Source organism: Streptomyces mashuensis, from assembly GCF_014654785.1.
Lineage (GTDB): Bacteria > Actinomycetota > Actinomycetes > Streptomycetales > Streptomycetaceae > Streptomyces > Streptomyces mashuensis.
Map to the genome: position 1 here is coordinate 34727 of NZ_BNBD01000020.1, position 13858 is coordinate 48584.

Below are 13858 nucleotides of genomic sequence, written 5' to 3' on the forward strand. Positions count from 1 at the left end.
GTTCAGGGCGGGTGACGGCGCGGTGGTGGGGCGAGCATCACCCCGGGCGGGATGAACCACGGTCCCGGGAAGGCCCGGCTGGCCCCTGGCAGGGTTGTCCGTTGCGGCCGCCGTGCGCGACCTGTGGCAGGCCATCGCCGACGCCGAGGGGCTGATCGTCGCGACGCCCCAGTTGCGCGAGCTGTTCGCCCTGCTCAACGTCCACGTGGTCGGCGGCCCGCAGGTCGCCGTGCCCGAGGTCCACCCCCGCCTCAGCTCCACCGCCGGCTCTGCCGGGCGCTTGACCGATCCCACCACCCGGGCCATGTTCACCTCCCTCCTGCACGGACTTGCCCAGGCCATCGATCACCAGGCCGGAAACCGGCTGATCAAGGCCTTGCGCTACTGGCGGGGGCAGCTGGGGCAGCTCACCGCATGAGCCGGCACCGGGTTCGTTCCGTTTCCTGGTGCCGGCTCACCGTCGAGCGCGTGGCGTGCGCGCTCGACGGTCTGCCGCAGGTACGCGGTGACGTGGGGGTCGGCGTCGAGGGTGTAGTCGGCGTCGAGGGCGGCCAGGGCCTGGGCGATGCCGGGGAGGTGGTCGGTGGCGAAGTCGACGGTGCACGTGGCGTCGTCGAGGGGGTGGATACGGGCGGGCAGGGCGCCGGTGCGGTGGCGAACCGTTTCGGCGGGGGCGTGGACGGTGGCTGTGGCGCGGTAGCGGGCCGGGGCTGTGGCGATCCTGTCGGCGACGTAGGCGGCCGGGTCGCCGCCGGGGACCGGGCGGGGGCTGAAGCGGTGGCGGGTGGTGGCGGGGTGGGTGATGCGGTCGAGGCGGTAGACGCGCCAGTCGTTCCTGTCGGTGTCGTGGGCCAGGAGGTACCAGAGGCCGCCGGAGGCGACGAGGTGGTGGGGTTCGGCGCGGCGGGCGGTGGAGGTGCCGCGGCGGGTGGTGTAGTCGAAGGTGACGGTTTCATGGTCGCGGCAGGCGGCGGCCAGGGCGCCGAGCAACTCGGGGTCGACGCGCGGGCCGCGGGTTTCCCAGCCGATGGTGGCGGTCGTCCGTTGCAGGGCCGCCACCTGTGTGCGCAGCCGGGTGGGGAGAACCTGTTCGAGCTTGGCGAGGGCGCGGAGTGACGTTTCCTCCATGCCGGTGAGGTGACCCGCGGCGGTGCGCAGGGCGACGGCGGTGGCGATGGCTTCGTCGTCGTCGAGGATGAGGGGCGGCATGGCGGTGCCGGACGCGAGGCGGTAGCCGCCGGCGTGGCCGGTGGTGCCCTCGACCGGGTAGCCCAGGTCGCGCAGGCGGTCGATGTCGCGGCGGATGGTGCGGGTGGTGACGCCGAGGCGTTCGGCGAGTTCGGTGCCGGACCATTCGCGGCGGGTCTGCAGGAGGGACAGCAGGCGGAGCATCCGGGCGGGGAGGTCAGTGGTCATGCCGTCCAGATTGCCCCTCTTTGCGGACGTGAGGTGTCCTAAAAGGCTCCTAGCGTGAGAGTCATGCGGTGGATCCGCCCCCCATCCCCATCCCTCTCCCCCGCTCCCGCCTACGCAAGGAACGATTCCTGTGAGTTTCATGTCTCCCGGCCAGGTTGTCTGGTTCGAGATCGGCACCAACGTCCCCGAAGCCGTCACCAGCTTCTACGGGCCCCTGTTGGGCTGGACGTTCGAGGTCGACCCGGATTCCTCGATCGACGGCCGCACCTACACCCGTATCCTCGCCCCGGGCGCGCCGTGGCCGATGGGTGCGATCCAGCAGGGCGACACCGGTGACGAGGCCGTCAACCTCTCCGTCCTCTCCGCCGACGTCCACGCCGATGTCGAGAAGCTGACGGCGCTGGGTGCGACGGTCGTGGTGCCGGCCACGCGGGTGGGGGACGTGACCGTCTTCGCCCGGTTCAAGGACCCGCGCGGGAACCTGTTCTCCCTCTTCTCCCGGTCGGCCTCGGAGCGGTTCGAGGAGCGGATCGCCGGGACCGGGGAGTCCATGCAGCAGGCCGTGTTCGCCCCGAAGCCCGGGTCGATGGCCTGGTTCGAGATCGGCACCACGGACCCTCGGGCGACCATCGGCTTCTACACGAACGCCTTCGGATGGCGGATCGAGGAGGACGACACCGCCGGCGGCGACCGGTACTTCACCGTCTTCGGGTCCGGCGCCCAGTGGCCGTCCGGGGGCATGCGGGACCACAGCGGCGACGGCACCGCGGGGGGTGGCGCCAGGGGTGACTACGCCATGCCGTGCTTCATGGTCACCGATGTGGCCGCCACGACGGCGGCCGCGCAGGAGGCGGGTGCGCGCGTGGAGCACGGGCCCGAGAGCAACCGCGACGGCCTGGTCCACTCCCGCGTCGTCGACCCCCACGGCAACCGTTTCGGCCTGTTCTCCCGGCCCGCCGTGCCGCCCCTCGCGCCATCGGCCGGCTGATCGTTTCGCCGCCGCTGCCGCTGCCGGCTGCTGCCATCTGTGCCTGCGCGTCGGTCGCAGCGGTGAGCTCTTCCGTGAAGCAACGTTCGACCACACACCGTAAGGAGAAAGATGATGAAGATCGCACTGCTGGGGACCGGGTTCGGGCAGGCGCACGCCGCCGTCTACGCGGCTCGGGGCGACGTGGAAGTGGTGGTGTTCGGCCGGGACGTGGAGAAGACCGCGAAGATGGCCGGGCGGTTCGGGTTCGCGTCCTCCACGGAGACGGACGCGGCGTTCGAGGACCCCTCGTTCGACCTGGTGGACATCTGCCTGCCCGTCGGGCTGCATGCCCCGTTCGTGCTGCGTGCCCTGGAAGCGGGCAAGCATGCCCTGGTCGAGCTGCCGCTGGCCGACAACCTGGTGGACGCGAAGCGGGTCGCCGAAGCCGCCGCACGAAGCGACAAGCATGTGTTCGTGGACATGTTCGAGCGGTTCATCCCGGCCAACCGGGCACTGTTCGACGCGGTGCGCGAGGGCACGTACGGACGGCTGGAGCAGCTGACACTGTGGAACCTGACGGCCCACCTGTGGCCGGGGGCTTCGCTCGGGCTGAAGGTGCTGCCTCTGGAAGCGCTGCACAGCGACATGGACATCATCACGCGCGTCCTCGGTCTCCCCCGGGACATCACCGTCTCCACGGTCGAGCGCGACGAGCACTCCGCCGCCGTCGACGCCGCCTTCCGGTTCGACGGCGCGTCCGCCCGCAGCTCGGTCTCCTCGCTGATGCCCATGTCCTGGGGAGCGCGCGGCGGCTACACCGCCACCTTCGAGCGCGGCGTGCTCGACGCCGCCTCCACGATGGGCTTCGACGGCAAGCCGTCCGGCGCCGTCACCGCGTACACCGCCGACGGTGCACACGAGCTCGCGCTGCCGCCCGCCGACCAGTACGCCGCCATGATCGGCCACGTCATGGACGTGCTGCACGGCGGGGCGGAGAACCAGATCGGCCCGGACAGCGTGCTGGACGCCCTCAAGCTCACGCTCGACCTCGAGCAGAGGGTGAACGGCTCCCGCTGAACAGTTTCCGCCGGCCGGCGGCTCGTCGTTGCGGAACGGGCAGCGCACGGGGCCCGCGCTCGACAGCGGGCGCGGAAGCGTCCGGATCACGCCGTCATGGTGTGGGGCGGCCCTGGCATGCGCTGCCGGTGTGCCACTGGTGGTCGGGCAGGAAGCGCACGTCGTACTGCTCGGGGACGGTGCGGAACGTGCCGAGAGCGGGAACGACCGGGCTGTGCGGCAGGGTGAGGTCGTCGGTGGGAACGCCGAGGTTCTCGAAGAACCGCTCGAACGTTCCGCCGGGCCCGGCGGCCACGCCGACGACCCTGCTGTGGTGGCGTTCCATGCGGTAGGCGTGGGGGCAGTTCTTGGGGACGAAACCGAAGTCGCCAGGGGTGAGGAGTCGTTCCTGCTGGTTGCCGTCGAGGTCTTCCACGAACAGGCGCACGGCGCCGTCCGTGACGTAGAAGACCTCGTGGGTGTCGGGGTGGGAGTGGGCGGGGACGAGGTCGCCCTTCGGGCCCTCGACGGTGAAGAAGTTGAACGTGTTCTCGGTCTGCTCGCCGCCGGCGTAGATGGTGACGAGGTCCCCGAAGAGATGGGCGCGGTCGCCCTTGCCCTTCTCGATGAAGTAGGGCCGGCCCGGTTCGGCCGGGATGTGCGAGCGGGTGCGGTAGCGGGTGGCGTACTCGATGGTCACCTGTGGTCTCCGGTGTCGTCGTGGAAACGGTGGCGGGGCGGTCGGTCCCCTTCCTCCTTCGCGTTCCCTCCTTCACGCTAGGGCCGTCGGCAGGAGTGATCGTCTAGGCTCCGGACACGTCATGAAGAAAAACGGACACGATGAGCGGGGCCCGGTTCCGCGGGGCGTCGCCCCCGTCCCCTACCGGCCGGCGCCGGGGGCGCCGCCGGGCATCGAGGTGCTCACCCTCGCGCGGCTCGCCGAGCGGGCCGCCGCTCACGGCGATGATCTCCACCGGCCCAGCCGCCCGGCGTTCCACCTGCTGATCGTCGTGCGGGTGGGGACGGTCCGCTGTTCCGTCGACTTCACCACCCACGACGTGACGTCCGGCGACTGGCTCTGGGTGCGGCCGGGGCAGGTGGTGCGGTTCTGTTCCGCGGCGGAGGGCGCCGAGGGTGCCGTGGTCGTCTTCCCTTCCGGGTTCCTCAGCGGCAGCACGGTCGCCCTGAGCGGTGCCGACGATCACACCCGGTGCCGGAGCATCACTCCCTCCCCCGCGCACGCGGCGTTCCTGGACCGGGTCCTCGGTGCGCTGGAGGACGGATACGCCGCCCCGCCCGCCGGCATGCCGCCGGCCGCGCACATCGAGGCGATGCGGCATCTGCTGTCCGCCCTGCTCGTCCGCCTCGCCCACGCCGAGCCGTCGCCGGCCCCGGCCGCCACCGAGAACGAGGCGTTCCGCCGGTTCCAGGGGGAAGTGGAGAAGAGCTTCGCCCGCACCCGGCGGGTCGAGGACTACGCCGCCCTCCTCGGCTACAGCCCGCGTACCCTCACCCGCGCCACCCGTTCCGCTGCCGGGTGCGGTGCCAAGCAGTTCATCGACGACCGTGTCCTGCTGGAAGCCAAGCGGCTCCTCGTGCACACCACGCTGTCCCCCTCCGCCGTCGGCGATCGCACCGGTTTCGACCACGCGACGGCCTTCAGTGCGTTCTTCCGCCGGCACACAGGGCTGACCCCCACGGCCTTCCGCCGCCGGGCGGTCGGTGACGGAGGTGAGGCGGGCGCGTCTCGTCCGGCTGGCTGACAGGTATCCCGGCGTCATGCGGGGCTGCGGCACGGCTCCGGTTCGGGGTGCGGTGTCTCGTCCCCTCGGGGAAGCAGGAGCGGGGTGGCCAGGATGAGGAGTCCTGCGGCCGTGAGGGCGGTGCGGGGGTCGGTGGTGTCGGCGAGCAGGCCGCCGAGTGCGGTGAGGGTGGCGATGGACGCCTGCTGGGCGATCGACCAGGCGGACAGGGTGCGGGCGACGAGGTGCTGGGGGGTGTGTTCGAGCCGGTAGGTGGCGAGCACGGGGGTGTACAGGCTCATGTTGATGACGATCGCCAGTTCGACGGCTATCACGGTGACGAGGCCGACGACGCCGGGGCGGACGAAGGCCAGGCCGATGAGCCAGATGGCGCGCAGGGTGCCGACGGTCCGGAAGACGCGGTGCCGGCCGTGGCGGGCCACCACCCGGCGGGCCAGCCGGGAACCGATGAGTCCGCCGAGGCAGGGGGCGGCGAAGGCGAGGCCGTACTGCCAGGGTGCGAAGCCGAGCCGGCGCAGGAGGAGTACGGCCAGCAGCGGCTCCGTGGCCATGATCAGGCCGGAGACGAGCATCTGGTTGAGGAAGAGGGCCCGCAGAACCCGGTGGCCCATGATGTGCCGCCAGCCGTCGAACAGTGCGCCCGTCCGGGTCGGGGTCCCCTCGGCCGGTTGGGGTGCTTCCTCCCGGCCGCGGATCGCCGTGATGGCGAGTGCGGAGAGCAGGTAGCTGAGCGCGTCGGCCACCACGGTGGTGACCGGTCCGAGCAGGCCGATCGCCGCCCCGCCCAGGGGCGGCCCGACGGCGATGGAGCTCCAGTTCGTGGACTCGAACCGCGCATTGGCCACGAGGAGGTCGTCCCGCCGGACGAGGGTCTTGAGGTAGGCGCCACTGGCCGCGCCGAACGCGATCTTGGCGGCCGCGACCACGGTCGAGACCACCAGCAGCTGGACGAAGCCGAGCAGACCGAAGGCGTAGGCCACCGGGATCGTCGCCATGGCCCCGAACCGGACCAGGTCCGTTGCGATCATGACCGGGCGCTTGCGCCGGAACTCCACCCACGGCGCGAGCGGCACCGCGATCAGCGCGCCCACCGCAGGCCCCACCGCGGACAGCGCGGACACCTCGGCGGGGCCGGCATGCAGCATCAGTACGGCGATCAGCGGCAAGGCCCCGAACCCCAGCCCCGACCCGTACGCGCTCACCGCGTACGCCGCCCACAGCCAGCCGAACGGCCGGCCCAGCCTTTTCCTGCTCCTCATCGCCGTCATGCCCGGCACGCTCCCCTCGACACCCCGATCGAACAAACAAGCGTTGTCCGGGGAGAGCTAATCCGGCAGGTCAGTTGGCGGTCAAACAACCGACCCCGGCTCGGTGCACAACCTTTGGTTGTTCGCTACGGTGGCCGGCATGGATCTCGAAGCAGTGCGCACCTTCGCCGTCATCGCGGAATCCGGCCAGTTCCGGAAAGCCGCCGTCGACCTGTCGGTGACGCAGCAGGCCGTCTCCAAGCGCGTCGCCGCGCTGGAGCGGGACCTCGGCGTGCGGCTGTTCGCCCGCACGCCGCGCGGCGCGGAGCTCACCATCGACGGGCAGGCGTTCCTCCCTCACGCACGGGAGCTGCTGCGCGTCGCCGAGCGCGCGGTCGCATCCGTGCAAACCGGCCGCCGCCCGCTGCGGGTCGACGTGCTCAACTCGCGCGGTGCGGCGTCGGGCCTGATGCGCGGCTTCCACCGCGCGCACCCGGACATCGACCTCGACGTGCTGATGCTGTGGGACATCGAGGCGGCCGTCGCCGCCATCCGGTCCGGCACCATCGACGCGTCCTTCCGCGCCGTCGCCGCGCCCGGCCGGCCCCTGCCCGAGGACATCGCCTCCGTCCGGGTGCTCGACGAGCCGCTCCAGCTGCTCACCGGGCCCGCCCACGCCCTGGCCGGCGCCAAGTCGGTGACCGTCGCCGAGCTGGTGGGGCACCGGATCTGGATGCCCGGCATCGTCCCCGGCTCCGAGTGGGGCGCCTACTACGACGACCTCGTGGCCGAGTTCGGGCTCACCATCGAGGCGACCGGCCCCAACTTCGGCTCCGACGCCCTCCTCGACACCATCGCCGACACCCCCGCCCTGGCCACCTTCATGAGCGAGCAGACCAGACTCGTCTGGCCCGCCGGCCACGGCCTGCGCCGCATGCCGGTCACCGACCCGACGCCCGTCTACCCGCACTCGCTGATCTGGCACCGTGACAACCCCCACCCGGCGCTGGCCACCCTCCGTGCCCACCTCACCGCCACGGCGGCCGGCCGCGACGCTCCTGGGACGTGGGTGCCGCAGTGGGTGCTGCCGCGCTAAAGCGGCGCTCCGTCGGTTTCGGCACCACCCGTCACGGCTTCCAGGTTCTCGGTCGCCGCGGCCTCCATCTCCCCCTCACCGAGTGCCCGGTACAGCTCCACCGCGCGGCGCAGTGCGGCCGCGGCCTCCTGGGGGCGGCCGGAGTGGCCGAGCATGACGCCGAGGTTGGTGAGGGATCCGGCTTCGAGGGAGTGGTCGCCCAGCTTCCGGTAGACCTCCAGGGCCTGCTCCAGGTCCGCGACGGCCTCCTCGTACCGGCCGAGCTCCCACAGCACGATGGCTCCGTCGTTCAGCGCGGTGGCGTGTTCGGCCGCATCACCGCGGCTGACGGCCAGGGCGGCCGCCTGCCGGTAGACGTGGATGGCGATCTCGGGTCGTCCCAGGCGCCACTGGAGCTGCGCCTCACCCAGGGCACCCACCCGTTCGCGGGCCAGTTTCAGGTTGATCAGGACGATGGGGTCCGTCCCGTCCCCACCGCCGGTCGCGGGGTCGGGGCCGACGGCCTGTTCCAGTGCGGCGACGGCTTCCTCGAAGCGTCCCAGGCGGCGCAGTGTCGTTCCCAGGCCCGCCAGAAGGTTGCGTTCCTCGTCCGGGTGGCCCACTTCGCGGGCGAGGCGTACCGCCATGTCGTAGCCGTCGGCCGCTTCGTCCAGCCGTCCGGCCTGCAGCAGGGCGCGGGACACGCGTCCGGTGGCCACCACCGTGCCGTGGACGTCCTCGGCGGCCCGGAAAGCGGCGAGGCTGCGGGCATGGGCGACGACGGCCTCGTTGTGCCGGCCGGTCGCGTCGAGGGTGTTGCCGAGGCCGTGCCATGCGCCGCCTTGGCCCTTGTGGTCATCGAGCTGGTGGAACAGTTCCGCGGCGGCGCGGTAGGCGTGTTCGGCGTCCTCGTACTGCCCGGCGCCTTCGAGGGCGTCGCCGAGGTTGGTCCTCGTTTCCGCCTCGCTGCCCGTGTCGCCCATCTCCTGGAACATGTCCGCGGCTGCCTGGAGGTGGGTGACTGCCTCCGGGAGGCGCCCGGTCAGGAGGAGGACGGAGCCGAGATTCCGTACGGCGCCGGCTTCGCCGTGCGGGTCGTTGCCGACGTCCCGGAAGAGGCCGATGGACCGGTGCAGGGTCTCGGCCGCTTCGGTGAAGCGGCCGCCGGCGATCAGGGCGTTGCCGAGGCCGCTCAGGGCACCGGCCCGGAGGTGGCGGTCCCCCGTGTCGCGGAAGATGGCCTCGGCCTCGTGCAGCAGGCCCACGGCCTCGTCGCAGGCCGCCGCCGTCGTCAGGGTGTTGGCGAGGTTGGACAGCGCTCTCCCCTGGTCGGCGCGGCTGCCGTGCTCCCGGGCCATGGCCAGGGCCCGTCGTTGGGCCGCCACGGCCTCCTCGTACCGGCCGGCCTGCCGCAACGCGATGCCGAGGTTGTCCAGGGTCATTCCCAGGAACCGGTGCGCGCCGAGTGCCTCGTGGGCGGACGCTGCTGCCGAGAGGACGGCGACGGCCTCGTCGAACCGGCCCAGGCGCCGCAGTGCCACACCGAGGTTGCCCAAGGCGGACGCTTCGCCGGCCATGTCGCCGAGCTCCCGGAAGACGGCGGCGGCCTGATGGTGGTGTGCGACTGCCTCCTCGAACCGTCGCATCAGCCGCAGGCAGTTGGCGCGCTGGTCCAGGGCGCGGCCCTCCGAGCGGCGGTCGCCGGCCGAGCGGGCCGTCGTCAGGGCGACATCGGTCACGGCCAGCCAGTCGTCGAAGTAGCGACGTCGCTCGAAGAGGTGGGCGAGGTTCAGGCCGAGGAGCAGGCCGATGGTGGGCCGTCCCACCGCGGCGGCCGTGGTGGCGACGAGGGTGAGGTTCGGCCGTTCCTCCTCCAGCCAGGCCAGTGCCTCTTCGGGGGTGGGGAAGAGAGGGGTGTCGTCGACGTTGCCGGCCTGGTTCCCGGCCGCCACGGCGGTGAACAGGTAGTGCTCGAACAGCCGGTCGCGGGCGTCCTCGCGTTCGTCGTCCTCCGCGTGCCGGGTGCCCTGCTCGTCCGCGTACAGACGTACGAGGTCGTGCATGCCCCAGCGGCCCCAGGTGCTGCCCGGGACGACGAGGTGGGCCCGGGCGAGGTCGAGCAGGAGCTGTTTGACGGCGGGCTTCTCCGCCCCCGCCAGCCGGGTCACGGCCTCGGTCGAGACGTGCGGTCCGGGGTTGAGGGGCAGCAGCCGGAACAGCCGTGCCTGCGGCCCGGTGAGATGGCGGTAGGACAGGTCGAACGCGGCGCGTACGGCTCGTTCCTCGCGCGCGAGATGGTCCAGGCGGGTGTGGGCTGCTTCGAGGTCGTCGGCCAGGTCGGCCAGGGGGCGACCGGTCACGTCGGCCAGCAGGGCGGCCGCGATGCGGAGCGCCAGTGGCAGTCCCGCGCACAGCCCGGCGAGGCGCTCGGCGTCGGCCGGGGCGTCGTCGACGCGGGTGTCGTGCGGGCCGCGGCGTTCGTGCAGGGCCTGGCGGAGCACCCGTACGGATTCGGGCTGCTCCAGCACGTCGAGGTCGAACAGCCGGGCGTCGATGTCCAGGGTGTGGCGGGAGGTGACGAGGGCGGCGGTGGTGCCGTCCGCCGGCAGCAGGGGTCGGACCTGCTCCGCACTTGCCGCGTTGTCGACGACGACGAGGACGCGCCGCCCTTGCGCGGCGCAGGCCGCCAGCACCGAGCGGTACAGGCGAGAGCGGTCCTCGACGCCCTCGGGGAGGACCTCGTCGGGCAGGCCGAGGGCCCGCAGCAGCTGGTCGAGGGCGCCTTCCGGGCCGACGCGACGCGCCGGGTCGTACCCGGCCAGGTCGATGAAGAGCGCTCCGCCGGGGAACCAGCCGGGGGCGCGGAGCGCCCGGTCCGCGGCCTGGAGCACGAGCTCGGTCTTGCCGACGCCGGCCAGGCCGGCGACGGCGGCGGTGGGGGGCTGCTGGTTGGGGTTGGGGTTGGGGTGCGGGTTCGGTTCCAGGAGGTGCAGCAGCTCTGCCAGTTCGGTGTCGCGGCCGGTGAAGGCGGGGGACGCCGGGGGCAGGCCTGCCATTGCGGGCGGGACCTGCCACGGTAACCGGATGGTGATGTTCCGGCCCTGGACGACGGTGTGGAAGAACCCTCCGTCGCCGATGACATTGGTGGTGTCCCCGCCTGCTGCGTTCGGGTCGCCGTCCATGGAGCTGCTGTCCCCCGTCCTCCGTCCCGTTCGCCGGTTCGCCCTTGGCGCCGGTCGTCCGGGCCTGCCGTGTCGGGCAGCGTACGCCGAACGGGATTAAGCCCGTAGGGCGTTCGGAGGTTGTCGTGGTCAGACGAAGAAGGCGTTCATGCCGGCGACGTCCGAGAGGTAGGTCTCGATCTCCGCGATCCTGCCCTCGCGCAGGCGGCAGACGGTGGACAGGTATTCGTCCAGGCGTACGTCGCCCCGGGTGGCGGTGTTGTGCAGGGACAGGGCCATGTTCTCCCGGCTGACCAGGATGTGGAGCAGTTCGAAGTGGAGACCGTACGAAGCGATCTTCCTGGCCCGTTCCACGACCGCGTCCGCGCCCTCCGCCGTGCCGGAAACGGTGTTGTCGCCGGGCAGCGTCCAGGTGACGTCGTCGGTGAGCAGGGACCGGATGCCGTCCCAGTCGCCGACGCTGAGGCAGGCGTGGAACTTCATGCCGAGCTGGTGGGCGGCCTCGTAACCGTGCATTGTTCCTCGTTCCCCTACGAGCAGTTAAAGCGGCGGTCTTTGCTTTAAGCACGCTAGGGGGCTCGAGCACTAAAGCGCAACTCTTTGCTTTAAGGTGGGGGAATGCCCGCCAAAAGCAAAGACAGCCGGCCCGGGGGCCGGAGCGCCCGTGTACGCGCCGCCGTCCACCGGGCGGTGGTGGACCTCGTACAGGAAGCCGGAGCCGACAAGGTGACCATCCCGGCGGTGGCGCGCCGCGCCGGCGTCAACCCCAGTTCCGTCTACCGGCGTTGGGGTACGGCCTCCGCCCTTCTGGCGGACGTGGCCGCCCGCCGTCAGGACGAGGAGACACCCGAGCTGGTCGGTGACCTCCGCCAGGACCTGGAGCGGGTGGCGGTGTGGACGCTGACGGACCTGTCCCGGCCGGGAGGCGTGGCGTTCTTCCGCGCCGAAGTGGCGCCGGACGTGGACGACCGCAAGGCCGGTCTGCGCGCCTGCCTGGAGCGGGTGAGCGCACGGTTCCGGGCCCCTCTGGAGGCCGCCGCCCGGCGGGGCGAGACGACGCCCTCGTTGGAGCGTGTGCTCGACCGGGTCGTCGCCCCGCTCTATTTCCGCGTGGTGTTCTCGATACCGGGGACGGACGAGAGCTTCGCACGCGGTCTCGTCGCCGAGTTGTGCGACGCCGTCGACGCCGGCGCTGCGGGGATGGCGCGCGGTCAGCGCTGAAGGTGGGCGAGGAAGGCGCAAAGGGCGGTCGCGACGGCTCCGGGGGCTTCCACGGGGAGCAGGTGGCCCGCAGACGGGATGGTGGTCAGCGTTGCGTGCGGGATGTGCGGCAGGAGGTGCTCGCGCAGGACGGACGGCGGTTCCACCACGTCGTTCTCCCCGACCAGGACGGTCACGGGGACGTCGATGCCGCGTACGGCGCCGGTGATGTCCTGCGCGATTCCGCGCAGCGGCCACTCCCGCCGTGCCTCGGCACCGGCGGCGATGCTGTCGCGCACCGCGGTGGCTCGTACCGGTTCGGGCAGCGGAGTCGCGGTCAGGACGTGGTCGAGGGCGTGCACCACCGATTCCGGCGAGTCGTACGCGTGGGACAGCGCTGCCCGGTACTCCTCGGTCACCGCGGCGGGTGGCTGCGGCGGCGCGGGCGCGATCAGCACCAGGCCGACCAGCCCTGCGGGCCGGCGGGCTGCGACGAGTTGGCTCACCTTGCCGCCCATCGAGTGACCGACGAGGACGAACGGCCCCGGCACGCACGCGTCGGCCACGCGCACCAGGTCGTCGGCGAGCCGGCCGAGGTGATAGGGGCCGGGCAGGGCGCGCGAGGCGCCCCAGCCACGCTGGTCGAAGCAGACCGTTGCCTGGGCGGGCGGCAAATGGCCGATCACTCCGCTCCAGGTGTCGGCGGAGCCGCCCCAGTAGTGGGCGAACACCAACGCCGGTCCGCTCCGGCCGCCGACTCGTACGTCCAGGACCCCGCCGGCCACGGGCACCGGGATGGTGGTTTCCGTCGACATCACGCCTCATCACACCTCTCGCACCGGCTGTTGCGAGGCGATCGTCTCGCCTCTGCCGCTGCCACGAACGGGTAGCCTGACGTGCCTGTCAGGCCCACGCCCGACCGTATGGGAAGCAAGGTCGACCCCTGGGTGAAAAGCAACGCAACGATGGTGGAAAACGGACACGACGCTGTGCGGCAGCTGCGCTATCTGCCTGCCGTGGGATCGCCGTACGGCGTGGAGGTGCTCGACTTCGCCGCGCTGCGGGCCATGGACGCGGACCGCCGTCGTGTCCTCCCGCAGCGCCCCGACTTCCACGTCTTCGCCCTGATCGGCTCCGGCGCCGGAACCCACGAAGCCGACTTCCACAGCTACCGGCTGGCGGAAGGAAGCGCGATATGGATCAGGCCCGGCATGGTGCACCGCTGGAGCGACGTCGACTCCTGCGACGGCCCGCTCGTCCTCTTCCGCCCCGGCTTCCTCTCCGGCTTCACAGCAGCGGAGGCCACCGCCCCCGCCTGCTGGCGCCTGGAGCAACCGCACCTGGAACTCGCCCTGTTCGCAGCCGAACACCTCGGCCGCGAACACGACGCCGCAGCGCACACACCGCACCCGGCGTCCCCAGCGCTGCTCTCCCACCTGCTGGCGGCACTGCTCCTGCGCGCACTGCCCGACGACGTCGGGTCCTCGGCCGGGGGAAGTGGGGCCGACGGCCGGGACACGGACGTGTTCCGCCGTTACCGGGCCGCCGTCGAAGAGCACTTCACCAGCTGGCACCACGTGGCGGACTACGCGCGGGCCCTGGGCTACGACGTACGCACCCTCACGCGGGCGACGCGCGCCGCCACGGGTACCGGCGCCAAGACCTTCCTCGACCAGCGCATCCTGCTGGAGGCCAAGCGGCTGCTCGCCCGGACCGACCTCCCGGTCTCCGGCTGCGCCCGGCGTCTCGGCTTCCAGGACGTCAGCAACTTCACCGCCTTCTTCCGGCGTCAGGCCGCCATGCCGCCGGGCGCGTGGCGGCGCACCGTGTACGGCGGGGCCGGCACCGGAACGGTTGCGCTGCCCTGATCTGCTGCCGCGGCCGGCCGACGGGGCGGCCACGGCCGGTGGCCGTGGCCACTGGCGAGTGGGCGACTCAGGCGGCTCAGC

General features: G+C 72.1%; 13 protein-coding genes. 7 read left to right on the forward strand and 6 right to left on the reverse strand.

Annotation, left to right across the window (positions count from 1 at the left end; genetic code table 11):
- The first annotated feature begins 94 nt into the window (after nucleotides 1-94).
- Complete coding sequence (locus IE305_RS29740; protein WP_190132917.1) at nucleotides 95-418, forward strand: hypothetical protein; 324 nt, start codon at nucleotides 95-97, stop codon at nucleotides 416-418.
- Here the strand turns inward: IE305_RS29740 and IE305_RS29745 are convergent.
- The gene (locus tag IE305_RS29745; RefSeq protein WP_190132918.1) at nucleotides 382-1416 is read right to left on the reverse strand and encodes a helix-turn-helix transcriptional regulator; all 1035 of its coding nucleotides are present in this window, start codon (nucleotides 1414-1416) and stop codon (nucleotides 382-384) included. The genes IE305_RS29740 and IE305_RS29745 overlap by 37 nt on opposite strands.
- Before the next feature lie 139 nt (nucleotides 1417-1555).
- Here IE305_RS29745 and IE305_RS29750 point away from each other — a divergent pair, with 139 nt between their 5' ends.
- Nucleotides 1556-2404: a VOC family protein gene (locus IE305_RS29750; RefSeq protein WP_229891716.1), complete on the forward strand. Its 849-nt coding sequence runs from the start codon at nucleotides 1556-1558 to the stop codon at nucleotides 2402-2404.
- 111 nt (nucleotides 2405-2515) lie between these two features.
- Nucleotides 2516-3463: a Gfo/Idh/MocA family protein gene (locus IE305_RS29755; RefSeq protein ID WP_229891705.1), complete on the forward strand. Its 948-nt coding sequence runs from the start codon at nucleotides 2516-2518 to the stop codon at nucleotides 3461-3463.
- Between the two features lie 94 nt (nucleotides 3464-3557).
- Here IE305_RS29755 and IE305_RS29760 read toward each other — a convergent pair whose 3' ends face one another.
- On the reverse strand, nucleotides 3558-4142 hold the full coding sequence (locus IE305_RS29760) for a quercetin 2,3-dioxygenase (protein WP_190132920.1): 585 nt from the start codon (nucleotides 4140-4142) through the stop codon (nucleotides 3558-3560).
- A 121-nt stretch (nucleotides 4143-4263) separates the two neighbouring features.
- Between IE305_RS29760 and IE305_RS29765 the strand changes: the two genes are divergently transcribed.
- Nucleotides 4264-5205: a helix-turn-helix domain-containing protein gene (locus IE305_RS29765; protein ID WP_190132921.1), complete on the forward strand. Its 942-nt coding sequence runs from the start codon at nucleotides 4264-4266 to the stop codon at nucleotides 5203-5205.
- 14 nt (nucleotides 5206-5219) lie between these two features.
- On the opposite strand, the gene IE305_RS29770 is transcribed toward IE305_RS29765, so the two are convergent.
- A complete protein-coding gene (locus tag IE305_RS29770) occupies nucleotides 5220-6464 on the reverse strand; it encodes an MFS transporter (RefSeq protein WP_190132979.1) in 1245 nt (414 codons plus the stop codon).
- A 148-nt stretch (nucleotides 6465-6612) separates the two neighbouring features.
- Between IE305_RS29770 and IE305_RS29775 the strand changes: the two genes are divergently transcribed.
- Complete coding sequence (locus tag IE305_RS29775; protein ID WP_190132922.1) at nucleotides 6613-7548, forward strand: LysR family transcriptional regulator; 936 nt, start codon at nucleotides 6613-6615, stop codon at nucleotides 7546-7548.
- On the opposite strand, the gene IE305_RS29780 is transcribed toward IE305_RS29775, so the two are convergent.
- Entirely contained in the window at nucleotides 7545-10709 is a 3165-nt protein-coding gene (locus IE305_RS29780; protein ID WP_190132923.1) for a tetratricopeptide repeat protein, read from the reverse strand. The two genes, IE305_RS29775 and IE305_RS29780, sit on opposite strands and share 4 nt — an antisense overlap.
- A 129-nt stretch (nucleotides 10710-10838) precedes the next feature.
- Nucleotides 10839-11225 (reverse strand): nuclear transport factor 2 family protein, encoded by a 387-nt coding sequence (locus tag IE305_RS29785; RefSeq protein ID WP_190132924.1) that lies wholly within the window; start codon nucleotides 11223-11225, stop codon nucleotides 10839-10841.
- 102 nt (nucleotides 11226-11327) lie between these two features.
- Here IE305_RS29785 and IE305_RS29790 point away from each other — a divergent pair, with 102 nt between their 5' ends.
- On the forward strand, nucleotides 11328-11930 hold the full coding sequence (locus IE305_RS29790; protein ID WP_190132925.1) for a TetR/AcrR family transcriptional regulator: 603 nt from the start codon (nucleotides 11328-11330) through the stop codon (nucleotides 11928-11930).
- On the opposite strand, the gene IE305_RS29795 is transcribed toward IE305_RS29790, so the two are convergent.
- Complete coding sequence (locus tag IE305_RS29795; protein ID WP_190132926.1) at nucleotides 11921-12724, reverse strand: alpha/beta fold hydrolase; 804 nt, start codon at nucleotides 12722-12724, stop codon at nucleotides 11921-11923. The two genes, IE305_RS29790 and IE305_RS29795, sit on opposite strands and share 10 nt — an antisense overlap.
- 153 nt (nucleotides 12725-12877) lie before the next feature.
- On the opposite strand from IE305_RS29795, the gene IE305_RS29800 reads away from it, so the two are divergent.
- The gene (locus tag IE305_RS29800) at nucleotides 12878-13777 is read left to right on the forward strand and encodes an AraC family transcriptional regulator (protein ID WP_190132980.1); all 900 of its coding nucleotides are present in this window, start codon (nucleotides 12878-12880) and stop codon (nucleotides 13775-13777) included.
- Nucleotides 13778-13858 lie beyond the last annotated feature (81 nt).